This window comes from Paraburkholderia sp. (assembly GCF_028283785.1).
Taxonomy (GTDB): Bacteria; Pseudomonadota; Gammaproteobacteria; order Burkholderiales; family Burkholderiaceae; genus Paraburkholderia.
In genome coordinates this window covers 56,518-81,237 of the sequence record NZ_JAPWKB010000013.1, presented here as the reverse complement: position 1 = coordinate 81,237, position 24,720 = coordinate 56,518, and the positions used below count along the sequence as shown (strand labels likewise).

Below are 24,720 nucleotides of genomic sequence, written 5' to 3'. Positions count from 1 at the left end.
CGCCCGACCCTGCGCTATGTCGAAGCGAAACTTTTTCAACCAAGACATCAAAACAACCATGGCCACTCCGCATTCCCCGACACAATCAAATGGCGGACGCGCAAGCAAAGCGCCCGGCCCTGCATCGTCGAATACGGACATTGCGCCGATGCCTACCGGCTTACGCCATGCCGACGACACGCGCGCCGGCTACACGCGTAAGCGAAACGCTAAAGGGTTCACCTACTACGACACGCAGGGAAAAGAGATCGTGGAAACGGACGAGATTGCGCGGATCAATGCGCTAGCCGTACCGCCCGCCTATGAGGACGTCTGGATCTGTCCAGATCCGAGAGGCCATATTCAGGCGACCGGACGCGATGCACGCGGCCGTAAGCAGTATCGTTACCATCCGCGATGGCGCGAAACGCGGGACGCTGACAAGTACGAACGCATGGCGGAATTCGGACGCGCGCTACCTCGCATTCGCGCGCACGTGACTCGCGACCTGAAGCTGAAGGGAATGCCTGGCGACAAGGTCATTGCGGCAATCGTCCAGTTACTCGACTCGACATTGATCCGTATCGGCAGTGTCGAATACGCGCGCGACAATCAATCGTATGGGCTAACGACGCTCCGCAAGAAACATCTGAAGGTAAAAGGCGGAAAGCTCCGATTTCAGTTTCGGGGAAAAAGTGGCATCGAACACGACGTGGAAGTCGATAACCCACGGGTCAAGCGAATCATTCAACGATGCGCGGACCTGCCGGGCCACGACCTGTTTCAATATATCGACGACGATGGAAGCCGGCATACGGTGGGCTCTGCGGATATCAACGAGTATTTGAAGCGCGCCAGCAATGCCGATTTCACCGCGAAGGATTACCGGACGTGGGCCGGAAGTGTCTATGCGCTTGCTGCACTGCGACGGCTGATTTGCAGTAGCGCAAACGAAGCGCGAAGCCATCTCGTGGCAACCGTCAAGGAAGTGGCCGCGTTACTCAGAAACACCCCGGCCGTGTGTCGGCGCTGCTATATCCACCCGCTCGTGATTGCCGCATTCGAGGCGGACGAATTGCAAAGTCTGACCGATTGCAGAACGAAGCACGGATTGAGAGTGGATGAAGCGGCATTTGCCGCATTACTGGCCCGCGCGCAAAAACAGGCGCAACGAGCAGGCCGGACGCGCAAGCAATCGTCTGCACCTTCCGCGACCGCGAGCGTTGCAGACTGCTCGGATCTAACGAAGCTGCTAAAGAAGTCGCGCGCTATTCAGGTAGAAAAGAAGATTCCGCGCGTAGCTTCCGTGGCTAAACGTAAAACGGCACGTTCGATCGCGAATCGTGCCGCTAGTTGACCGTGGACTTGAACTGGTCTTGTCCGACGATCGATCTGTATTGAAAATTTATTGGCTTGCGCCCGATGCGGAATCGCTCGCTGCGGCGGCGCCGCTTTGACTTTGCGTCACCGTTGCTGCGGGTGGAACCATCGGCGCGGTCGTCGATGCTGCTGCCGAGTCTGCCGGTGCACTGCTGCTACCCATTGCTGTGCTGGCGGTATCGCCTGGACTTTCGGCGCGTTTGCATGCGGACATACCCGTTGTCGTCGCTACAACGACCAAAGCAACCATTGCTTTTCTTAAGGCGGAATGATTCATCTTCGTCTCCCAGAATTTTATAAGCGGGAAGCGCGCGGTAGTCGCACTTAACTCGTGCGATTCCGCGCCGTCCACTGGCTAAAAATAGCGTCGCTTACTGCCCCTTGGTGTCGCTGCTTGCGTTCGCGCCTGGCATATTGGTGGTGTCGTTCATCGCCTTGCTGCTCTTCTTGGTCTTATGCATCGTCTTGCTGGATTTCGTCGACGAACTCATTGCGCCCGACGCAGGGTCGCCGCCCGCAGTTTGACCGGCCGTAGCCGCACCATGCGCATTCCCGCCGCCAGCGCCGCCATTGCCGTTACCGCCGCTTTGCGCGAATGCCGCGCCGGACATCGCAAATACTGCGGTGACGATAAGCGCTTTTGTTCTTGCATGTTGCATGAGGGTTTCTCCTTGCTATTGGAATAATGACTCACGCGCGGGTTGGAAATTGCGGCGATGTCATCAATCATTCGAGCAAGTGGTGTGCCTTTAATCGCTAACAGGAAACAGCCTTCTTCTACCAAACGCTGCATCCTGCACCGACCAGCACGCTAAACTGCGTCGCCACTACGCCGACAGTAAACATCACACTAAACAACGCGCACACTCGCGCGAGAAACCAGTCTCGCTCACCCCGCGTTCCACGCGTTTGGACGACCGGCCACCACGTCATCCGTGCCGTCAGTCGCAAGCTGCGCCACGCGACGGTAGCGCCCGCCAAAGCCAACATCAGACAGATAAAGCTGGCGGCGGCAAGCGTCATTCCTGTGCCCTGCAACGGCGAAAACACGAATACGCTGGCGCCTGCCGGGCAGTGCGCATCTGCCGCGGTCGCGACTGCAACCTGAATCGACCAGGCTAGCGGCGCGGCCAGTAGTGCAAAGAGCATTTGCCCTAAACCAATTGACTGCGCGCGTTGCAACTCCTGCTGCACTGCATCCGCCCGCACACCATCCTTCCGCGCGCTTTCGGATCGTCGATGGGACTGTGAATAGGTCCATTTCGCGGCCATACCTTCCCCCTGCAAAACGCTGAATTTCGTACGGGTCCGCCCCAAACCAAACTGCACACCCTTAAACTGGATGCACTACAGCAAGAACCGCGCCGTCACGAAAAACTTTCAGAATCGCCCAAAATCCTTTTGATGACGGGCCTTCGTAGATTTTCGAAAATATTTTGCTAACCGAATAAATTTCACAATGACGGCGTGCTTTACGTGCAACTGGCGCATTCTGGAGAACATTCCAGACAACGCTTCGCCAGAAAAAATGCGTCACCACCACCGTGTCGTGATACAAGGAACGCCCGTTGCTGCGGTGTATCTCATACCGTCCAACGGAGACCTGTCATGAGAACGCTCAACCCGAACAGCACCACCGCAGGCGCGCGCATCATCGGTCAACCCGCAGCGCACGTAGAAGGACCAGGACCCGACGTGATGGCAGCGGCAACACTCGACGGCAATCCCGTGATCAGCATCGATGGCGATGATGTCGGCAAGATCAAGCAGATCATGCTCGACGTTCGGTCAGGCCGAATCGCCTATGCAGTGCTGTCAACGGGCGGTTTTCTAGGCGTTGGCGAAAAGCTGCTGGCCATTCCGTGGACAGCATTGGCCCTCGACATCGAAAACAAGTGCTTTCGCCTCGACATGGCCACCGAGCGCGTGAAGAATGCGCCGGGCTTCGACAAGCATCACTGGCCGTCGATGGCCGATCAAACGTGGGCCACGTCCGTTCACCAGTACTACGGTAGCGAGCCTTACTGGGGCAGCGACGAATTCTTGGTCGATCCCGTCGAGTCGGATACGCCGACTACCGCGGAGGTTCGCAACGGCATGAACCGGATTTCATGATAGAAGCTGGAAGTTAGTAGACATCCAGGCGGATACCCGGCAAGCGGCATCCGCCTTTTCACTAACGAGAAGTTCACTGGCTAGCAGTTGTCGGTGTTTGCATCGTCGTTCACATCCATCGCTTGCCACCGGAGGCTCATGCACGAAACATTGTGGTTCCTGATCGTAGGTGTCGTGCTCGTTTTCATGGGCTTCGCCGCGACCTCTTTCCGGCGTTTGCCCTGCAGCGCCGCGATGTTCTACCTTGCAATCGGCTTTGCACTGGGGCCTGCCGGATTCAATCTGCTGCACCTCAACCTCGCCGCCGATGCTCCCCTGTTGCGTCTCATCACCGAAATCGCACTACTGGTATCGCTATTCGCGATCGGCTTGCGGCTTCGCGTGCAGATGTTCCATCGCTTATGGACCTTGCCGTTGCGTCTCGGCGTCCTGGCGATGCTCATCACGATCCCACTGCTGACGCTGTTCGGCGTCTACGTACTGCATCTCGGTTGGGGACCATCGTTGCTGCTCGGCGCAATTCTCGCGCCGACCGATCCGGTTCTAGCCCATGACGTGCAAGTCCACGACCCAGGCGATCTCGATCTGTTGCGCTTCACGCTATCCGGTGAAGGCGGACTCAATGACGGTATAGCGTTGCCGTTCGCGCTGCTCGGCATCGCGTTGTGCGCTGCGCCCGACGGGATCGCCCATCACGCAGCGAGCGTCGGCGCGGCGGCCGCCGCATCGACCGATGCAACGATCAACGCAGCGCCTTCGCTGCATTTCCTGCTAAGCGCATGCTGGGGCGTCGGCGGCGGTCTGGTGATCGGCGCGGCATTCGGATGGATCACGACGCATGCCGTCACCTGGCTGCGCACACGTCATGCGCAGGCGCTCGGCCTGGAAGGATTCTTTGCGTTGGGCCTGATCGAACTCTCTTACGGTGCGGCACAAATCGCGCATACGTATGGCTTCCTCGCGGTGTTCGCAGCGGGTGTCGCGATGCGCGGAGTCGAACATCGCGCGAGCGGCGAACAGTCTCCGCGCCAGACCATTGGCACGGTGAATTCCGAGGACGTCGATGCAACCGCCGCTGATCCCGACAAGGCGCATGCTTATATGACCGAGTCGGTTTTAGGCTTTACGATCGAACTCGAACGCATTGCGGAAGTCGTCGTGATGACGATGATCGGCAACGTGTTGGCGACCTTGCCCGTGACACTCTTCACCTGGCAAAGCGCCGCACTGATCGTCGTGCTGTTTCTGATCGTGCGCCCGGTTGCCGTCGAGCTTTCGCTGCTCGGATCGAATGCGTCGCCGACCCAGCGGCGTCTGATGAGCTGGTTTGGCATTCGCGGCATCGGCTCTTTCTACTACCTGACATTCGCACTCGAACATGGCAACGCCGACGACCTCGGGCCGCTTGCACCGCTCACGCTTGCCGTCGTCGCCGCATCGGTGGTCATACACGGCGTTTCCGCAACACCGCTGATGAACTGGTATCGCCGCTTGCGTGGCGCGGACCGCGCGTAACAGTTATTCTGCGGGTCATCTCCTTCTATTCATCCGACATGACGCTTCCTGACGACGGCCGGCGCGCGGCACGTGCCCGCGCTTCCGCTTCGCTGCTCGAATTTCTCAAAGCGCAACCGTTCAGCGAACGACTCACCGAAGGCGCGGTGATGGCACTGCAAGCGGTCATTGGCGCAACGCTCGCTTACTGGATCGGCCGCGCGTTGCATACGGAACAGGCGTTCTGGGCCGCCATCACCGCGATCGCCGTGAGCCAGCACAACTACGTCGACACGCGCAAACTGTCGCGCGATCAATTTATCGGGGCAATGGTTGGTGGGGTATTCGGGCTGGCCGGGGCGCTGGCGGGCGGCGGGAGTTTCGTCGTGTACATGCTGACGGTTGCAGTCGCAATCATCACGTGCTGGTGCCTGAATATCGGCAGTGCGGCTCGGCTCGGCGGCATCACCGCGACAATCATGTTGCTGGTGCCGGGCGTCGCACCGCCGTGGGACATAGCGTTGTTGCGTCTTGGCGAAGTGACGCTCGGCACGGTTTGCGCGCTGGTCGTTGCGTGGTTGATGAGCAATCTGGAGCGCCGGCTGTTCGGTCAAAAAGACCCGAACTGAGCCGCTTTCCCCAAGCTTGCTACTACTGCATCACACGAAAACCGCTTGTTTCAAGGCTTGATCGCGTGACGCACGCCCGCAAGCTGATCGCGCCGCCCTTCCCCTTGGCGAGTCAGCATCCAGCCCGGATATTCGGCCGGCAGACGGCTGACTTCATCGAGCTTCGCGAGTTCGTCGGCGGACAATTCGACGTTCGTCGCGGCGATATTGTCGTCGAGTTGCGACGTTTTTTTCGCACCGACGATCACGCTCGTCACCACGCGCTGATGCAGCAGCCACGCCAGCGCAATCTGCGCGACCGACACACCTTTCGCGTCCGCAATGCCGCGCATTACGTCGATGCAGTCGTAAGCGCGCTCGCGATTCACCGGCGGAAAATCGAAACTGACCCGACGACTACCGGCCTCGCCCTGCTGATCGCGGCCGTATTTTCCACTCAGCAAACCACCGGCGAGCGGACTCCAGACCATCAAACCGAGTCCTTCGCTTTGCAGCATCGGCACGAGTTCGCGTTCGAGATCCCGACCGGCCAGCGTGTAGTAAGCCTGCAGGCTTTCGAAGCGCGCGAGGCCGAGCCGCTCGGAAATACCGAGCGCTTTCGCGATTTGCCATGCAGCCCAGTTCGACACGCCGATATAGCGCACATGACCATGCTGCACGAGCATGTCGAGCGCGCGGAGCGTTTCTTCGATCGGCGTGGCCGGATCGAAACCGTGTAACTGATACAGGTCGACGTGATCGAGTTGCATCCGCTTCAGGCTCGCCTTGACCCCGTCGATGATGTGATACCGCGACGCGCCGCGTGCATTCGGGGAATCGCCGGTCTGCCCGAATACTTTGGTGGCAACCACGACGCTATCGCGGGCAACTTTCAGGTTTTTGAGCGCCTGACCGGTAATTTCCTCGGATACACCGCCCGAGTAGACGTCGGCCGTATCGATGAAATTGATGCCGGCGTCGAGCGCGCGTCCCACCAGACGTTCCGCGTCGGCTTGCTGCAAGTCGCCGATCTGCTGCCAGATGCCGTCGCCTCCGCCGAACGTCATCGTGCCAAGACATAATTCAGAAACGAACAGGCCAGTTCGGCCTAACGGGTTGTGTCGCATCTTCGAGACTCCATCGTCGATGGTGATTCCTGATGCACTACAGGCGGCGTGAGCAAGCGGCACTGCGCGGTCGGACAACAGGATCAGGGGATCAGGAATCGGGGCCGCCATCCGAAGCGAGCATCATAGTCCCGCCGTGCGACACGCGCCGACGAGCCACCCGCTGTAAGAGCGATGTAATCCTGCCAGGCTTGCGATGCAAAAAATGCATGCGAACCGGGAATCCGCGCCGCTCGCATGCGCCACACGCATGCGAGCCAAAGCGTGGTCATCTCCGCCACCGGCACGGCCGGCTGAAATCTGCGAGACTGGCTTTTTCGGTGCGTTGCGCGCCGTTGGGCTGCCGCCATCACGAACGCGCATCGCAGCAACTCTGGATTTTGCGTCGCGCATCCCTATCTATGACCGCATGACTTCCGCGCATGCCACCGCTCCGATCTCCACCGCGCCCGTCGCGAGCGTGCTGGACAGCTTTCATCCCGCCGTTACCGCCTGGTTTTCTCGCACGTTCCCTGCCCCGACCGACGCCCAGATTGCCGCGTGGCCGGCAATCCGCAGCGGCCGTTCAACGCTGGTGGCGGCTCCCACGGGATCGGGGAAAACACTCACTGCGTTTCTGTCGGCGCTCGACGATCTGGTCGAACGGGGTGTCGCGAACGGAGGCACACTGCCCGACGAAACGCTGGTGGTCTACGTGTCGCCATTAAAGGCTTTGTCGAACGATATTCGGCTGAACCTGCAGGTACCGTTGCAGGGCATCGCGGAAGAACTCACGCGGCTCGGCCAGCCGCCGCTGGACATTCGAACTGCGGTGCGCACCGGCGATACGACGCAGCAGGAACGCAACGCGCTCAAAAAGCGTCCGCCGCACATTCTCGTTACGACGCCCGAATCGCTCTACGTGCTGCTCGGCTCCGACTCCGGGCGCAAGATGCTGGCGACCACACGCACGGTGATCGTCGATGAAATTCATGCGCTGGCAGGCAGCAAACGCGGCAGCCATCTCGCGTTGAGCCTCGAACGGCTCGACGCGCTGTGCGGGCGTCGTTTGCTGCGAATCGGCTTGTCCGCGACGCAAAAACCGATCAGCGCAGTCGCGCGTTTTCTGGTGGGCGGCGCAAGCATCGACAGTCCACTTCCCACCGATTGCGCCGTGATCGACACCGGCCACGTTCGTGCCCGCGACCTCGCGCTGGAGTTGCCGCCGGTGCCGCTCGAAGCCGTCATGCCGAACGACGTGTGGGAGCGCGTCTACGATCGCCTCGCCGAACTGATCGCGATGCACCGGACCACGCTGATCTTCGTCAACACGCGGCGAATGGCCGAACGTGCGGCGCGTCATCTGACCGAACGGCTCGGCAAGGAAGCCGTCGCAGCGCATCACGGCAGCCTCGCGAAAGAGTATCGGTTCGATGCCGAACAACGGCTCAAACGCGGCGAATTGCGCGTGTTGATTGCAACGGCGTCACTGGAACTCGGCATCGATATCGGCGACGTCGATCTGGTCTGCCAGATGGGATCGCCGCGTGCAATCGCGCCGTTTTTGCAGCGCGTCGGACGCTCCGGACATCATGTCGGCGGCATGCCGAAAGGGCGGCTGTTTCCGACCTCACGCGACGATCTGATCGAATGCGCCGCGTTACTCGATTGCGTGCGACGCGGCGAACTCGACGCATTGCACATTCCGCGCGCGCCGCTCGACGTGCTCGCCCAGCAGATCGTCGCCGAGGTGTCGAATGCGCAATGGAGCGAGGATGCGCTGTTCGATCTGGTGCGACGCGCGGCGCCTTTTGCGGACCTGGCGCGCGACCAGTTCGACGCGGTGTTGCGGATGCTGGCGGACGGATATACGACCCGCCACGGGCCTCGCGCGGCATACGTGCACCGCGACGTCGTCAGCGGCACGTTACGCGGACGACGAGGCGGAAAACTGGTCGCGGTCACCTCGGGCGGCACGATCCCGGAGAACGCCGATTACAGCGTCGTGCTCGAGCCGCAAGCGGTGAATATTGGCACCGTCAACGAAGACTTCGCTGTGGAAAGTCTGGCTGGCGATGTCTTTCAACTCGGCAATGCGTCATACCGAATTTTGCGGATCGAAAGCGGTCGGGTACGTGTCGAGGATGCGCACGGACAACCGCCGAATATTCCATTCTGGCTCGGCGAAGCGCCGGGGCGCAGCGATGAACTGTCGGCGGGTGTCGCGCGTTTACGCGCCGATATCGACCGTCTGCTGTCGAGCGTTGCCGACCCCGTTGCAAGCATCGAACGTGCGATCGGATGGCTGACGGACGAACTCGCACTGAGCGAGCCGGCTGCACGTCAGATCGTCGAATATCTCGCACGTGCCCGCGCTGCGTTGAGCGTGTTGCCGACGCAAGATGCGCTGGTGATGGAGCGTTTCTTCGATGAATCGGGCGGCACGCAACTGGTGATTCACGCGCCGTTCGGCAGTCGGGTGAACCGCGCGTGGGGACTTGCGTTGCGCAAACGTTTTTGCCGCACGTTCAATTTCGAATTGCAGGCCGCGGCCACCGAAGACGCCATCGTGCTGTCGCTGACCGGCAGTCACAGCTTCGCACTCGACGAAGTGTGGCGCTATCTGCATTCGAATACAGCCGAACATCTGCTGATTCAGGCACTTCTCGACGCGCCGCTATTCGGCGTGCGCTGGCGCTGGAACGCGACCACCGCGCTCGGTTTGCCGCGCTATACCGGCGGCCACAAAACCGCGCCGCAATTGCAGCGCATGCGCAGCGACGATCTGCTTGCATCGGTGTTCCCCGACCAGGCGGCATGCCTGGAAAACATCGTCGGCGAGCGCGAATTGCCATCGCATCCACTGGTCGATCAGACGATCGACGACTGTCTTCATGAGGCCATGGACACGGATGCATGGCTCGATGTCTTGAGGCGTATCGAGCGTGGCGAAATTACGCTGGTCGCGCGCGATCTCCCTGCACCGTCGCCGCTGGCGGCTGAAATCCTGACCGCCAAACCGTACGCGTATCTCGACGACGCACCGATCGAGGAACGCCGCACGCAAGCCGTGTTGAACCGGCGCTGGACCGATCCGCAATCCGCCGACGATCTCGGCGCGCTCGACGCCGACGCGATCGGCGCCGTTCGGGAAGAAGCATGGCCCGAGGTCCGCAATGCGGACGAAATGCACGAGGCACTGACCGGCCTCGCCTGCATCACCGACGCCGAAGCGCAACGCGATCAGGCATGGCCCGCGTTGTTGTCGGCACTCGCATCGAGCGGCCGCGCCATGCGTATCCAGGTGGCGGACAACCACGTGTTGTGGGCGCCGGTCGAGCGCGTGACCAGCATGCAGGCGCTGTATCCGGACATACCATTCGAACCGCCGTTGCGTGCACCAAAAGGGTACACGGCATCATGGCTGGCGGATGACGCGCTCGTCGATATCGTCCGCGCGCGCCTGACGGGTTTTGGGCCTGAAACAGCGGTGTCGATCGGCGATTCGCTTGCGATTGCGGAGAGCCGCATCGCGCACGCGTTGACTCGACTCGAAACCGAAGGTTATGTGATGCGCGGCCGGTTTACGCCCGGCACGTCCGACGAGGAATGGTGCGAACGACATCTGCTCGCGCGCATTCATCGCTACACCGTGCGGCGTTTGCGAAGAGAGATCGAACCCGTCGAACGCCACGACTTCATGCGATTCCTGTTCGACTGGCAACATCTGAGCACAGCCACGCGAGGCGAAGGACGCGATGCACTCGCTGCCGTGCTCGAACAACTTGAAGGCTTCGAGGCCGCCGCCGCCGCATGGGAAGACGATATTTTGCCCGCGCGTTTAAAGGACTATTCGATCAACGCGCTCGACGAATTGACGCGCGCGGGCAAGGTCGTGTGGACGCGGCTGATCGCACGCGCGCGGGAGCGCTCGCGTGCTGCGAGCGCTCCGGTGCGCAGCACACCGATCGTGCTGTTGCCACGGCGCAATCTGCGCGTCTGGAATGCGTTGATCAATACGACGGAGCAACCGTTGTCGCCGCGCGCGCAGGATGTTCACGACACATTGCAGCGTCATGGCGCAATGTTCTTCGACGAACTGCTCGCCGACGTGCGGATGTTGCCGATGGAAATGGAGCAGGCGTTAGGCGAGCTGGTCGCGGCCGGACTCGTCAACTCGGATAGCTTTGCGGGTTTGCGCGCGCTGTTGAAGCCGGTCGCGAAGCGCAACGGCTACGGTGGCGCACGAGGCGGACGGCGTCGCGGGATGGGCGCACTGATCGGCGGAATGGACGATGCCGGGCGCTGGGCGTTGATCCGGCGCCCCGTCCCGGCCAGCACCGACGAGCCCACACCGGATAGCGCGACGAGTCACCTGACACGGCCTGGGCCGCCTGGTAGCCTGGAACCCGACGTGATCGAGCATCTCGCGATGAGCCTGTTACGCCGATACGGCGTGGTGTTCTGGCGACTGCTGGAGCGCGAGGCAGAGTGGCTGCCGCCGTGGCGCGACCTGTTGCGCGTGTATCAGCGACTGGAGGCGCGTGGGCTCGTGCGTGGCGGACGGTTCGTGACCGGCTTGTCCGGTGAGCAGTTTGCTTTGCCGGAAGCGGTGCCGATGTTGCGCCAGGTCCGTCGGAATCCGAACGACGGGTCGTTCGTGTGCGTCGCGGCGACCGATCCGTTGAATCTCGTGGGCACCTTGTTGCCCGGCGACAAGATCGCTGCCGTCGCCGGAAACCGGGTGTTGTACCGCGATGGAATCGCAGTGGCCGCCCTGGTGAGCGGCGAGTTCCAGTTTTTCGATGACCAGGCGGACAGGGAATTGTTGAGGCGGCAGATCGTCGGGAAGCACTGATTTGTCCATGTCGATTCATGGAATCAGTTTATTCACTACCGTAGGAGTTAAACCCTAAGATCGTCGCTTGCGGCTTGCTATGAGCAGACGCTTGAGCCCGGAACAATTTACTGAAAACGCGTTTGAAAAGGCACTATAAAAAGCACACCCGTTCAAAAACAATGAAGCGTCGCTCAAGCGGCCGCGCCAGACTCCAGAAAAACCCTAACGCATCGAAGCCCTAAAACATGCAGCCGAAAAAACAAAAACAAAAACACAAAAAAACATCGCGATTGGCATAAAGCCCTACGGCCGCTTGCCGATATCAATCTTTATGCGCTACGGTTCATTCGCTTCGATACAATGGGGTCAGTCTTACGTCTGACGAAGACTGTTAGCCCAAGCGCCGGCCGCACTCATAGCCGCTGGCCTGAAGGCTCACTTTGCCCGGGGAGACTCATGAACGACGACCAACGCGAACAGGCGCTCTATGCGCAGTTCGGCACGAGCAGTCCTTGCTGGCGCCTGTCGAGTGACAGCAACGCGCTCGAGTTGACACCGGTCACGGGCGACCTCCCCGCCAGCACCGCCGTTCCCCTCACGCCGCAACAGGCCGCACAGATCCGTCGCCTCACCGGCATCACGTCTCACCTGCTTCTCGACGTTCGCCTCGCCGGCGAACCCATGCGCCTTCATCTGGTCGGTAAAAAGCTCAATAGCGTGGCGTGGGCCGGTACGGTCTCCGAGTACAGCGACACGGAAGCCGTCGCGCGCGATCTGGTTCACGGTCTGTCGTTCGCCGAACAGGTCGTGTCGGAAGTCAACTCGGTCGTCGTCATCGTCGATCGGCAGGGTCGGATACAACGCTTCAACCGGCTCGCCGAAGAACTCACCGGCATGAAAGAGGAAGACGTGATCGGACGCAATGTCTGGGCGCTCTTCATGACGTCGGAAGCAGGCGCCGCGTCCAGCCAGAACATTTCGGGCTTTTTCACGCATGGCGTATCGCACGAAGTCGAACGCAAAGTCAAAACCGTTCACGGCGAACGCCTCTTCCTGTTTCGCAACAAGTTCGTCCAGAGCGGCAGCGGCGCCGACGAGCAGTTCCTGATCTGCTCCGGCACCGACATCACCGAAGAACGCCGCGCGCAATCACGCTTGCGCGAACTCGCCAATACGGATTCCCTGACCGGCCTGCCGAATCGCAATGCGATTCAGGACTGCATTCGCGACGCGATCGCGGCGTCCGCCGCCGACGAATCGGTCGGCGTGCTGTTCCTCGATCTCGACAACTTCAAGAAGGTCAACGATCACTACGGACACGTATTCGGCGACCGTCTGATACAGGACGTGTCCGCGGCGATCGCCACCTGCCTCGAAGACGGCCAGACGCTCGCGCGACTCGGCGGCGACGAATTCATCGTGCTGTCACCCGCCACCACCGCCGAAGCGCTTGAAGCCACCGGACAACGCATCCTCGAACGCCTGCGTGTGCCGTTCAGTCTCGGACTCGTCGAGGTCTATACCGGCTGTTCGATGGGCATCGCGTTGTGTCCGCAGCATGGCGACAGCCTCGAATCGCTGATTCGCGCCGCCGACACGGCCATGTACGTCGCTAAAGACGAGGGCAAACGCACGTATCGCGTGTTCTCGCCGGAAATGAATCGCCGGGTCGCGGAATACATGTGGCTCGACACCAACTTGCGACGCGGTCTCGAAGAAGGCCAACTGACGCTGTTCTATCAACCGAAGCTGTCGCTCGCGACCGGCGCGGTGCATGGCGTCGAAGCGCTGGTGCGCTGGAATTCGCCGGAACGCGGCCAGATCATGCCGAACGCATTCATCCGGTATGCTGAAGAATCGGGTTTGATCGGACCGCTCGGCCGCTGGGTCATGCAGACCGCCGCCATGCAGGCCGCGCAATGGAAAAGCCGTGGCTTGAACCTGCGTATCGCCATCAATGTATCGGCGCGTCAGCTGGTCGACACCGCCGTGGTGCGCCACTTCAGCGAGGCGCTGCAACGCGCGCAACTCGAACCCTGTCTGGTCGATCTCGAACTCACCGAAAGTTGCCTGATCGAAGACGAAGCCGCGGCCATCGACCTGATCAAACAGTTCCGCGAAATCGGTGCACAGGTGCATCTGGACGACTTCGGCACGGGCTATTCGTCGCTGTCGCAACTCGGTCGTATTCCGCTCGACGTGATCAAGCTCGATCGCAGTTTCGTGCGGTCCATCCATGCCGACACCAAGGCCCAGGCACTCGTGCGGGCAATGGTCGTGGTCGCGCAGGAACTGGATTTCCAGGTGGTCGCGGAAGGCATCGAGACCGAAGCGGAAGAACTGTTTATGAAAGGACTGGCTGTGGATTACGTGCAGGGCTACCTGTACGCGCATCCGATGCCCGCCGCTCAATTCGAGCAGTGGCTAAACGAGCGTCAGAAGCTCAGGTTGATCGCCTGAGCTTCCGACTGACTGATGGCGTGTGATCAGATACGGCGGTAGAACGCTAAAGCGGCTAAAGCGTTTAAAGCAGGCGATGCAGTTCAAAGGACTCAAAGCGTAAAGCGCATAAAACGGTCAGACGCGGCGCTTTTTCAGGCGAAACACGTACGCCGGCATGACATCAAAACAGCACTGCAATTGATACAGTCTTCTCTTAGGCAACGTTTGCGGTAGCCTGACGCAAATTGGACGTCCGGCGGTTTTGCAGCATCACCAGACGCTCCATGAACGCGAGATCTTTCTCCTCGATCGTGAACGCGGCATCCACCCAGTCTTCGGTAATTTCCATCAGTTCCGCCCGCGATAATTGCAGCACGCGCTGACGTGCCCGCAGCATCGCCCGGATACCGTTCAATTTCGGGCGCAGCGTATCGATGAAAGTACGCGTCGCGACATACGCATCACCCGGCTCGAACAGGTGATCGACCAGCCCGCGCTGTGCATGCCACTCCGCCGTGTGCGACTCCCCTTCTCCGATCAGTTCTTCCGCCAGACGCATCGTCGCCTTGCGCGCGACCAGCGAATAGCCGCCCATCCCCGGAAACAGGTTGAACGCGATTTCGGGAAAACCCATACGCGCGTCGGTTTGCGCAAGCACGAAGTGATGCGCGAGTGCGGCCTCGAAACCGCCGCCAAGCGCAGTGCCTTCCACCATTGCGATCGACACCGCGCCCGTGTCGAAACCCCGCGCCGCCGCATGCACGCAATCGACGCACGCACGCGCATACGACACCAGCGCCTGACGCTTGCCACCGCGGATCGCATCGGCAAAAAAGTCCAGATCGCCGCCGACATTGAACATGGTCGGAATCAGCGAGCCCGTGACCCAGAAGTCGATCGGCAAGCCGGACGCCCGGGCGGCTTGCGCGAGTTCGAGAATGTCGTGCACCAGATCGAGATTGAAACAGGGACGTGGTTGTGCGCGCAACATCATCCACATGATGTTGCGTCCCTCTTCGTAGTAGGCGGAAATCTGCGTTAAATTGCCGGCTTCGAGGAACGGGCGGCATGCTTTGTGGTTATGAAGGTTCATTTCTAACGGTCCTTTGAGGTTAAACACTGGCAATGCAATGTGAGCCTAAAGCAGACCTGAATGCCGCGGGCGCGGTATAACCAACAAAAGAATGCAAAGTCTCCTGGAATATATGCATGACGTGATCCTGTGCGGGACATCGAACCGCAGCGGCCCGGCTGCCCGTTTCACGAAAATCGCCTGTTTTTAGGCACTAAATGATGACGTTTGCACGAGGTAGACCGATTCGGCATAGCCGAACACGTGCTTTTGCAACATTGCCGTTGCAATAACGACTGCATGCCCTTATCCAGCTTTTACCGATTGACACTGCATAAAGTAGATGCACGCGGCATCAGGAAATGCCCTTGCGAGATCGAAAGGCGCACCGATCGCGTGCGGTCGAAAATGCACGAAGACTCGCTTATATCCGGCGCTTGCAGACGCAAGTGCGTATGCGAACGAAATTCGACGGATCGACGCAAAGCGACGTATCGCATACGTGAAAAAAATGGCCGGATTTGCATTGCGCAAATCCGGCCATTTTTCCCACTATCTAGTACGACCCGACACTACCGGATCGGAATTACGGCGCTGCAGCGATTACCTCGGCAACCGCCGCCGTCAATTTCTTGCCGTACGGCACGTGCAGGAATTCATTCGGTCCGTGCGCATTCGACTTCGGTCCGAGCACGCCGCACACCATGAACTGCGAGTCGGGGAAACCGGCCTTCAACACATTCATCAACGGAATCGTGCCGCCTTGCCCGATGTATGCGACATCGGCGCCGTAGTGCTGGCGCGATGCGTCGTTCAGTGCCGTGGCAAGCCAGGGCGCGAGATCCGGCGCACTCCAGCCGGTTGCAGAACCCGTTTCCGGCTTGAACGTAACCTTCGCGTTGTAAGGCGGATCGACTTCGAGCAGCGACTGCAATTCGGCGACGGCGGCAGCCGCATCGACGAGCGGCGGCAAGCGCAACGACAGCTTGAATGCAGTACGCGGACGCAGCACGTTACCCGCATCGGCGATAGCGGGCAGACCCGACGCCCCCGTCACCGACAACGACGGCCGCCACGTCGAATTGAGCAACGCTTCCTGAGGATTGGTGGTGGTAGGCAGCACCTGGCGGCCGTCGGCGCCGCATGCCCACGGCGACGTCTTCCAGACTTCGTCACCAAGAATACGCGCGGTGGCTTCCAGTTCGAGCAGACGCGCGCGCGGCACGTCGCAATGAAAACCCTTTGGCAGCAGGTTGCCGTTCGCGGAGTCTTCGAGACGGTCGAACAGTTGTCGCATGATGCGGAAGCTCGACGGCACGATGCCGCCGTATGCGCCGGAATGGATGCCCTCGTCGAGCACCTGCACTTCCAGATCGCCGGACACGAGACCGCGCAGCGATGTCGTCAGCCACAACTGATCGTAGTTGCCGGCACCGGAGTCGAGACAGACCACGAGACCGACTTTACCGAGCCGCTCGCGCAGCACGTCGACGTACGGCAGCAAATCGTAGCTGCCCGATTCCTCGCAGGTTTCGATCAGCCCGACGCAACGCGGCCGTTCGACGCCCTGTGCGTCCAGTGCGGCGATCGCCGTCAGGCTGGCATAGATCGCGTAACCGTCGTCGGCGCCGCCGCGGCCGTACAGTTTGCCGTCTTCGAACTTCGGCGTCCACGGACCGAGGTCGTTACGCCAACCCGCGAACTCCGGCTGTTTGTCCAGGTGGCCGTACAGCACGATGGTTTCGGCGCTACCCGAACGGGTTGCCGGCGACTCGAAGAAAATCACCGGCGTGCGGCCCGGCAAACGCACGACTTCCAGCTTCAGGCCATGCACTTTCTGCTGTTCGGCCCATTGCGCGGCGTCCGTCACCACGCGCTCGATATAGCCGTTGCGTTCCCAGTTCGCGTCGAAGGCCGGGCTCTTGGCGGGGACGGCAATATAGTCGGTCAGCGCGGGCACGATCTCGTCGTTCCACTTGCGATCGACGAACTCGCGTAGCGCGTCGTGGTTGACTTGTCGGGTGTCCTGGGTCGTGTCGTCGGAGATCATGGTGGCTGTCCGCTGCGGTCGAAACGCTCATCATAGTCCCGAATGGGCAGAGGATTGAAGCGCCACAAAGCTTCGCATGCGCGCAGCGCATGGATCGATCCACGCATGCGCTGTACGCATGCGAGTCGGCCGTCCGGCGTTGCAAGCTCTCATCGTGCATGCGTTCGCCTTTCAATCGCGCGACAATGACGCACGACACCACGACACCACGACACGACGTCATGGAGCACACATGGATCGCTCGATTTTCTTTCAGGCAGTGGGTGCGTTCATCGCGCTTGCGGTGTATTTCCTGCCGTCGATTCTCGCCGACCGCCGCAAACGTCACGATGTGCTGACGCTTGCGCTGTTCAATGCGTGCCTCGGATGGACCGGACTCGGCTGGGCGCTCGCGCTGTACTGGTCGTTGCAGCCGAACCCACCCGCCAAACTCGCCGGCGATATCGCCCAGTCGCGACGACTGATCACGATGCGCGGGTTCTCGTCGCAACTGCTGCAGCGGGTTCAAAACCGCGCCGCCCGTCAGCGCAGCGGAAAATAGCGCGCCGCCCGGCCCTCGACGTTGCGATGGCCGAACACTACCGGCGCGCGCCATGAAATAATCAGACGGTCCGCGCGACTGGCGCAAACAAGATGGAACACCATCGGGGAACGCGGACCACGAGCATCGCGCTCGAGATCGCCGCGCGCCTGGGCATTGCCTGATCGACCCCAATCACCGCTATGGAGCCGCGCAATGCCTGAACTCGCCAAACTTCTCACTTTCGGTTTCATCGCGCTCGGGATGGCGCTGACGCCCGGGCCGAACATGATCTACCTCGTGTCCCGCTCGATCTGCCAGGGACGCACCGCCGGCATGATTTCGCTAGGCGGCGTCGCGCTCGGTTTCGTCGTCTATCTGCTGTGCGCGGCGCTCGGCATCACTGCGTTGCTGCTGGCCGTGCCGTTCGCCTATGACGCGCTGCGCTTCGGCGGCGGACTCTATCTGTTGTGGCTCGCGTGGCAAGCGGTCAAACCCGGCGGACGCTCGCCGTTTCAGGTTCGGGAACTCACGCCAGACAGCCCGCGCAAGCTGTTTACGATGGGCTTCGTCACGAGTCTGCTGAATCCGAAAATCGCCGTGCTGTATCTGTCCTTGCTTCCGCAATTCATCGATCCGCAACACGGCAGTGTGTTCGCGCAGTCGCTCGCGCTGGGTTTCGTACAGATCGTGCTGAGCATCAGCGTCAATTCGCTGGCGGCCTTCACGGCGGGATCGATCGCGTTGTTCCTCGCGCGTCGCCCAAGCTGGCTCGTCGTGCAACGCTGGATCATGGGCGCGGTGCTTGCCGGACTCGCGGTGCGGATGGCGACAGCCGCACGTCGCTAGGCGCTGGGAGCGTCATCTACGATGAGTAGACGGCACAAATGAAAACGCGAGCGGATCGCTCCGCTCGCGTTCGTTGCTGTTTGTCCGGACGCGGTCGCGTCGTGTCAAAAACCTGATTTATTCCGGATGCACGGCGCGCGTCAGCGAGCGCAGACGCACCGAGCCCGGCGGGATCGAACGCGGTTCGGCGCGAACGCGGTGCTGTTCGAACATTTCCTGGCGAAACTCGCCCGTTTCGTCGAACCACTGGCATACCAGCCAGTCGCCGTCAGCCAACGCAACCGGCCCGGCATAAGTCACGGTCATGCGCGCGCCGCCCGTCTTGAGCGTCACCACATCACCAATGCGGAAAGATGCGTTTTCTTGTGTATCGAATGCGTCGATGGTTGCGATCAGCATATAACCCCCGGCACGAGAATGTTGCGCCAATATTAAATATTCACTACACGAAACGGTGAACACGGCTGGTTTTAATGTTGGGCGAGATTAACAATTCATTTTTAAAATCGCAAGCGCTTTCTAGAGATAACGTTACCGATAAAACCAGAATCGCGGTTTGTGTCCGGTCGTGCGATTTTTAAATCCATCATCGGGCGAAAGCCCTACCCGCCTGGCTTACGGGATTATTCACATTTTTCTGACAGGAAGAAATTTCGCGGTTTCGAAAATGCGGGAAAGTAAAAAATACGATCGGAATAATTGTCTTACTTTTTAGAGAAAACCCGGAAATTTCAGACGGTATTACCTGACTGGTTAATCTCCGTTGAATATAAGGTTTCCAGATTCATTTGGTCGATCTGGTTACCGGAAAATAACCGGTAAGTGGAAACGTTTTCACCGGTAACAGGCAAGGCTGACGTGTCGGCGGAATGTAAACGGAAAACGGCCCGCGACCGGTCGGTAAACCGGGCGCGGGCCGTCAACATGCTGTGACGAAATGGCCGTTACGGGTGCCTCACGCGTTCAGCGTGAACGCGCCACATCCGGGTCACGTTCGCGCGTGCCGACTCAGGCTTCGAGCTTCGCGTCCATCGTGATGGTGGCGTTCAGGACTTTCGAAACCGGGCAACCCGCCTTCGCGGCGGCCGTGGCGGTGTCGAATGCGGCCTTGTCGCCGCCCGGAATTTTCACCGCGACGTCGAGATGCACGGCGGTGATCGCAAAGCCGCCGTCGGCCTTGTCGAGCGTGACGGTCGCCGTGGTCGCGATTCTTTCCGGCTTGATGTTGGCCTTGCCGAATTCCGCCGACAACGCCATCGAAAAGCATCCCGCATGCGCCGCTGCGATCAGCTCTTCCGGATTGGTGCCGACGCCGTTTTCGAAGCGCGTCGAGAACGAATACTGCGTTTCCTTGAGGGTGCCGCTTTCAGTCGAAATCGAACCCTTGCCATCTTGAAGACCACCTGCCCAGACTGCGGATGCCTTGCGCTTCATCGCTCTCTCCTTGGGTGTCTCGTGCGCCGCCGTGCGATCGTCCGTCCGGGAAACACCCCGCCGCAATGGTCCCGCCCAGGGGTTTGCGGTGACGACGTCGAATCGCGAATGCCGCGCCGCGTAATCCTGCGGGCGTGAACCGGCCTTCATCATAGGCGCTTCCCGCAACCGCTGCGTTCACGGCGCCAAGGTCACACGTCACGGCATCGATACGGTCATTGATACCGTAGCGACGCGCATGGTCATTCGGAGAACGGTAACGTTGCCTGTCCTTGAGCGCGCATGTCGAACACATTCAGCGTCATGGCGACCAGCGCGTAATAGCCGAGCAGGCCCACCAGATTGATCGTGACCGCGTGACCGAAGCGTGCGACGGCCTTCGCATAGATCTCATCCGGCACCCGCTTCGCGTCGTATAACGCCGACGCGAACGCATAGATCAGCGCATCGTCGTCATTGTCGAAAGACGGGCTGCCGCCGATCCGGATCGCCTCGGCCACTTCGACCGGCACGCCTGCTTCGAGCGCGATCGGATAGTGGATATACCACTCCGCCTGAGCCTGCCAACGCGCCGCCGTGACCAGAATCGCCAGTTCCGACAACCGTAGCGGCAAGCCGGTTTTGTAACGGCAAAACGCGCCGAGGCGCTGCGCATGCTGCGCGAGTTCGGGACTGTGAATCCAGCCAAGGAATGGCCCATTCAGATTGCCGCGCGGCCCTGACAGGATTTCATCGAGGACGGCTTTCTGTTCGGTCGTGGCCTGCGCTGCGTCGAAAGCCGGCAAACGGGCAGGCGAATTCGAACGGTTCGTCATGGGAAATCTCCATGCATGCGTTTTAGGAATGGTGCGATGCATGCGTCATGCATCGATACATGACGCATGCATAGAAGGATCACGCTACGCGTGCGCCGCTCGAAACCAGCGCGGCCTCGATCGAATCGGCAAGGCGATCGACAATTGCGTCGATGTTCTGCGCGGTGCAGATAAACGGCGGTGCGAGCAACACATGATCGCCGATCCGGCCATCGACCGTGCCGCCCATCGGATACACCATCAGCCCACGCGCGAACGCCTCGCGCCGGATCGCGCCATGCAGTTTCAGCGACGGATCGAACGGTGTTTTCGTTTCGCGATCCCGAACCAGTTCGACACCGACGAACAATCCACGCCCGCGCACGTCACCGATGTGCGGATGCTGCGCGTAGTGCCCGCGCAGTTGCGTGCGCAACTGTTCGCCGCGCGCCAGCACGTTGTCGAGCAGCTTGTCCTCGGCAATCACGCGCTGTACTTCGAGCGCCGCCGCACATGCCGTCGCGTGCGCGAGATAGGTATGGCCATGCTGGAAAAAACCCGATCCGCCGACGATCGCATCGTAAATACGGTCGCTCACGAGGGTGGCGCCGATCGGTTGATAGCCTGCGCCGAGACCCTTTGCGATGGTCAGCAGGTCGGGCGTCACGCCGTCTTCGTCGCACGCGTACAGATGGCCGGTGCGCCCCATTCCGCACATGATTTCATCGAGGATCAGCAGCACGCCGTAGCGGTTGCACACCGCGCGAATCTTGCGCAGATAGTCGCGCACGGGCGGCACTGCGCCCGCCGTCGCGCCGACCACCGTTTCGGCGACGAAGGCCGCGACCGTTTCCGCGCCGAGTTCGAGAATCTTCTGTTCGAGTTCGTCGGCAAGACGCTGTGCAAAGGCTTCTTCCGTTTCATCTGCACGTTGTTCGCGATACGCGTAGCACGGGCTCACGTGATGCGCTTCGATCAGGATCGGCAAAAATGGCTCGCGACGCCACGCGTTGCCGCCAATGGCAAGCGCGCCGAGCGTATTGCCGTGATAACTCTGCCGACGCGCGATGAAATGGCGGCGCTGCGGCTGACCGGTTTCCACGAAGTATTGCCGCGCGAGCTTCAGCGCGGCCTCGATGGCCTCCGAACCGCCTGACACGAAATACACATGACCAAGCCCGGCGGGCGCACCATCGACCAGCCGCTGCGCGAGTTCCTCGGCCGCGTGTGTGGTGAAAAACGACGTATGCGCGTACGGCAACTGTTGCGACTGGCGGCGCATCGCATCGATCACACGCTGGTTGCTGTGACCGAGGCACGACACGGCCGCGCCACCGGACGCGTCGATATAGCGTTTGCCCGTCGAATCGATGATCTCGATGCCGTCACCGGCGACGGCGACCGGCAGCGCCTGCTTCGGCATCCGGTGAAAGACGGTGGACATGGTTTTCCTGTGGACGGAGTGGACCTGTGGACCGGACCAGGCGATCGCGGCCGGACGCAACACGTGGCACTGCGCGGCGCGTCAACACATGATGCGATTTATAGCGCTCAACAACATATGTTGTCAATATGGGCGGACAAACAACGCGCGTGTTGTCACGCGTCAGGTATCGAATGATGGCAAAACGAAAGAAAGCCGCTACAGGACGCTAAAAACGCATGCGCGGCCGGATTGCGGCGGCATGCATGCGTGCAGCGCATGCATCAAGGTACGTATGCGCCCCGGGAATGCAACGAAGCCTCGACCGCGCCGAGCTTCTCGACCGCATCCGAGCCTTCCAGCGCCAGCAGATGCGCGACCAGCGATTCGGTTATCGCGGTCGCAGCGACCAGCGACGGAAAAAACGACGGGCTGTCGTGCGAAAAGATCAGCACCTTGTCGGCGTTCAGCGCGATCGGCGACACAGCGCTGTCGGTAATGGCGATCAGCTTGCCGCCCTGCTCCAGCACCGCTTCCGCGACACGCGCGGCTTCGACCGAATACGGCGCGAAACTGATCACGACGGTGGCGCTGTCACGCTCGACTGTACGCAACTGCATCTCCAGCGTGCCCGCCTCGCCGTTGAGCAGCGACACCGACGAGCGAAACAGGCGATAGCCGTACAGAAACCCGAAGGCAATCGCATAACAGGAGCGAAAACCCGCGACATGAACCTGCGGCGCGCGACGCAGCAGGCGCGCGGCTTCGACCATCGTGCGGGTGTTGTGTGCGGCCGTCACGGCCAGATTGTGTTGTTGCGCGACGAGCAGATCCGTTGCAAGCGCATCTTTCGCGCTGGATTTGACCAGCGACCGCGCGCGACTCGTCAGTGGTTCGGGACGTGTGCGCACGCGGGCGACGAACAGATCGCGAAGCTCGTTCCAGCCCGGAAAACCGAGTTGTTGCGATAGACGAACCAGCGACGCCGGTTGCACCTGCGCACGCTCGGCCACCTTGCGCATCGACGACACCGCGACTTCGTCGGGATGGTCGAGCAGAAAACCAGCGCCCATCTGAAACTGCGGGCTGAGTTCGGAGAAGCGCGCTCGGATCAGCGCGGCAAGCTGGTCGAAACTGTCGGGCATGCGAAGGTTCGGTGTGAGCAAGTTGTAACGGAAAGCCGGTTGACAACAAATGTTACCACCCGTCTTGCGCGAGCCATGAACACGAAATCGAGTCGCATTGCCGGACGCCGGTTACGGCGACCTCACGCGCGCTTGCCATCGCGTGCGCGGAAACCCGACCTTCGGCCCGTCACATCGGCGCACACGGCGCATATGGCGCACATATTGCTGACGCATCGACGCAATACCAGCGATCACCGGTTTCCATCCAACCGAAATCTCAGCGGAGTAACGATGGCGATAGTCACCGCAACCGGTCACGCGTTATGGATGGCATTCACGATGTTGTGGCAGATCTTCTGGGGGCTGAGTCTGGGCTTCCTGTTCTCGGCCGTGATCGAGGTCGGGGTCTCGAAGTCCGAAATGTCCAGACTGCTGCCGGATGCGTCTCCCCGTTCGCTGACGGTCGCAAGCCTGCTCGGCGCCGCGTCTTCGTCGTGCTCTTACGCGGCTGTCGCGATGGCGCGCTCGATTGTTCGCAAGGGTGGCGATTTCACGGCCGCGATGGCGTTCCAGTTTGCCGCCACGAATCTCGTACTCGAACTCGGCGTGCTGATGTGGGTGCTCATATCGTGGCAGTTTGCGGCTGCCGAGTTCATCGGCGGTCCCATCATGATCGTCATCATGGTGCTGCTATTCCGTCTGTTCGTCAGCGGCCCGGCGAAGAAGCAGGCTATCGACCAGGCGGAAAAAGGCGTGGCGGGAAGCATGGAAGGCCATGCGAAAATGTCGATGAACAAACAGGAAGGAACGTGGCGTCAGCGGCTTTCATCGAAGGCAGGATGGGTCGCAATCAGCCATTCGTACGTGATGACCTGGTCGATGCTCTGGCGGGATATCGGCGCGGGTTTGCTGGTCGCAGGCGCGCTCGGCGCCTGGGTGCCGGACAGCTTCTGGAAGCTGTTTTTTCTCGAGGGTCATCCCACTGCCGCGATGATCTGGGGCGCGTTCGTGGGGCCGTTGATCGCGGTCGCATCGTTCACCTGTTCGGTCGGCAACGTGCCGCTTGCGGCGGTGCTCTGGAACGGCGGTATCAGTTTTGGTGGCGTCGCCGCATTTATTTTTGGCGATCTCATCATCGTGCCGATTCTGCTCATCTACCGCAAATATTACGGCGGCAGGATGACTGCGATGCTCGCAGCGATTTTCTATCTGTCGATGGTCACCGCCGCGTTGTTAGTCGAAATGCTGTTCCATGCTTTCGGGTGGATTCCGCATGCCCGCCACACCGTCATTGCCGATGCGACTATCACGCTCAACTACACCACCGTTCTGGACTTCGTGTTCGGCGGTGTTTTCGTCGTGCTCGCGACTGTTTTCTTCAGGACCGGCGGTCCGGCGATGATGCGAATGATGAACGGCCACCGGACAGACCGCCCGGTTGGGAATGCAAGGGGATGACGCCGTCCAGCCGTGGTATGAAGGTTGCG

Annotated in this window: 19 protein-coding genes and 1 riboswitch; of the genes, 9 read left to right on the top strand and 10 right to left on the bottom strand. The window is 60.7% G+C overall.

Annotated features, from left to right (window positions below; genetic code table 11):
* Window positions 1-148 precede the first annotated feature (148 nt).
* Window positions 149-1,336 (top strand): DNA topoisomerase IB, encoded by a 1,188-nt coding sequence (locus PW947_RS14425; protein ID WP_299633311.1) that lies wholly within the window; start codon window positions 149-151, stop codon window positions 1,334-1,336.
* A 394-nt stretch (window positions 1,337-1,730) separates the two neighbouring features.
* On the opposite strand, the gene PW947_RS14420 is transcribed toward PW947_RS14425, so the two are convergent.
* On the bottom strand, window positions 1,731-2,018 hold the full coding sequence (locus PW947_RS14420) for a hypothetical protein (RefSeq protein WP_299633015.1): 288 nt from the start codon (window positions 2,016-2,018) through the stop codon (window positions 1,731-1,733).
* Between the two features lie 118 nt (window positions 2,019-2,136).
* Window positions 2,137-2,631: a hypothetical protein gene (locus PW947_RS14415; protein WP_299633014.1), complete on the bottom strand. Its 495-nt coding sequence runs from the start codon at window positions 2,629-2,631 to the stop codon at window positions 2,137-2,139.
* 336 nt (window positions 2,632-2,967) lie between these two features.
* Between PW947_RS14415 and PW947_RS14410 the strand changes: the two genes are divergently transcribed.
* The 3 genes from PW947_RS14410 (at window position 2,968) to PW947_RS14400 (ending at window position 5,597) form a co-directional block, all read left to right on the top strand.
* Window positions 2,968-3,474, top strand: coding sequence for a PRC-barrel domain-containing protein (locus PW947_RS14410; RefSeq protein ID WP_299633013.1), 507 nt, complete (start codon window positions 2,968-2,970; stop codon window positions 3,472-3,474).
* 138 nt (window positions 3,475-3,612) lie between these two features.
* Window positions 3,613-4,989, top strand: a complete 1,377-nt coding sequence (locus tag PW947_RS14405; protein ID WP_299633012.1) for a cation:proton antiporter — start codon at window positions 3,613-3,615, stop codon at window positions 4,987-4,989.
* 38 nt (window positions 4,990-5,027) lie between these two features.
* The gene (locus tag PW947_RS14400; RefSeq protein WP_299633011.1) at window positions 5,028-5,597 is read left to right on the top strand and encodes an FUSC family protein; all 570 of its coding nucleotides are present in this window, start codon (window positions 5,028-5,030) and stop codon (window positions 5,595-5,597) included.
* A gap of 50 nt (window positions 5,598-5,647) precedes the next feature.
* On the opposite strand, the gene PW947_RS14395 is transcribed toward PW947_RS14400, so the two are convergent.
* A complete protein-coding gene (locus tag PW947_RS14395) occupies window positions 5,648-6,703 on the bottom strand; it encodes an aldo/keto reductase (protein ID WP_299633010.1) in 1,056 nt (351 codons plus the stop codon).
* A 409-nt stretch (window positions 6,704-7,112) separates the two neighbouring features.
* Between PW947_RS14395 and PW947_RS14390 the strand changes: the two genes are divergently transcribed.
* Window positions 7,113-11,540 (top strand): DEAD/DEAH box helicase, encoded by a 4,428-nt coding sequence (locus PW947_RS14390; protein WP_299633009.1) that lies wholly within the window; start codon window positions 7,113-7,115, stop codon window positions 11,538-11,540.
* A 438-nt stretch (window positions 11,541-11,978) separates the two neighbouring features.
* A complete protein-coding gene (gene pdeR / locus PW947_RS14385) occupies window positions 11,979-13,982 on the top strand; it encodes a cyclic di-GMP phosphodiesterase (protein ID WP_299633008.1) in 2,004 nt (667 codons plus the stop codon).
* A gap of 196 nt (window positions 13,983-14,178) precedes the next feature.
* Here pdeR and PW947_RS14380 read toward each other — a convergent pair whose 3' ends face one another.
* Both PW947_RS14380 and PW947_RS14375 read right to left on the bottom strand, forming a co-directional pair.
* Window positions 14,179-15,057, bottom strand: coding sequence for a crotonase/enoyl-CoA hydratase family protein (locus PW947_RS14380; protein ID WP_299633007.1), 879 nt, complete (start codon window positions 15,055-15,057; stop codon window positions 14,179-14,181).
* Window positions 15,058-15,622: 565 nt separating this feature from the next.
* Window positions 15,623-17,086 (bottom strand): M20 family metallopeptidase, encoded by a 1,464-nt coding sequence (locus tag PW947_RS14375; protein ID WP_299633006.1) that lies wholly within the window; start codon window positions 17,084-17,086, stop codon window positions 15,623-15,625.
* A 232-nt stretch (window positions 17,087-17,318) separates the two neighbouring features.
* On the opposite strand from PW947_RS14375, the gene PW947_RS14370 reads away from it, so the two are divergent.
* Entirely contained in the window at window positions 17,319-17,627 is a 309-nt protein-coding gene (locus PW947_RS14370; protein WP_299633005.1) for a superinfection immunity protein, read from the top strand.
* 64 nt (window positions 17,628-17,691) lie between these two features.
* Window positions 17,692-17,789: riboswitch (ZMP/ZTP riboswitch) on the top strand.
* 33 nt (window positions 17,790-17,822) lie between these two features.
* Window positions 17,823-18,455 (top strand): LysE family translocator, encoded by a 633-nt coding sequence (locus tag PW947_RS14365; protein ID WP_299633004.1) that lies wholly within the window; start codon window positions 17,823-17,825, stop codon window positions 18,453-18,455.
* A 117-nt stretch (window positions 18,456-18,572) separates the two neighbouring features.
* Here PW947_RS14365 and PW947_RS14360 read toward each other — a convergent pair whose 3' ends face one another.
* The 5 genes from PW947_RS14360 to PW947_RS14340 all read right to left on the bottom strand — a co-directional run bounded on the left by PW947_RS14360 (window position 18,573) and on the right by PW947_RS14340 (window position 23,251).
* Entirely contained in the window at window positions 18,573-18,854 is a 282-nt protein-coding gene (locus PW947_RS14360) for a YodC family protein (RefSeq protein ID WP_299633310.1), read from the bottom strand.
* Between the two features lie 609 nt (window positions 18,855-19,463).
* On the bottom strand, window positions 19,464-19,889 hold the full coding sequence (locus PW947_RS14355; RefSeq protein ID WP_299633003.1) for an OsmC family protein: 426 nt from the start codon (window positions 19,887-19,889) through the stop codon (window positions 19,464-19,466).
* Window positions 19,890-20,131: 242 nt separating this feature from the next.
* Window positions 20,132-20,704, bottom strand: a complete 573-nt coding sequence (locus PW947_RS14350) for a carboxymuconolactone decarboxylase family protein (protein ID WP_299633002.1) — start codon at window positions 20,702-20,704, stop codon at window positions 20,132-20,134.
* A 79-nt stretch (window positions 20,705-20,783) separates the two neighbouring features.
* Window positions 20,784-22,127: an aspartate aminotransferase family protein gene (locus PW947_RS14345; protein ID WP_299633001.1), complete on the bottom strand. Its 1,344-nt coding sequence runs from the start codon at window positions 22,125-22,127 to the stop codon at window positions 20,784-20,786.
* A gap of 263 nt (window positions 22,128-22,390) precedes the next feature.
* Complete coding sequence (locus PW947_RS14340) at window positions 22,391-23,251, bottom strand: MurR/RpiR family transcriptional regulator (RefSeq protein ID WP_299633000.1); 861 nt, start codon at window positions 23,249-23,251, stop codon at window positions 22,391-22,393.
* Between PW947_RS14340 and PW947_RS14335 the strand changes: the two genes are divergently transcribed.
* Window positions 23,153-24,691: a permease gene (locus PW947_RS14335; protein WP_299632999.1), complete on the top strand. Its 1,539-nt coding sequence runs from the start codon at window positions 23,153-23,155 to the stop codon at window positions 24,689-24,691. The genes PW947_RS14340 and PW947_RS14335 overlap by 99 nt on opposite strands.
* Window positions 24,692-24,720: the final 29 nt, after the last annotated feature.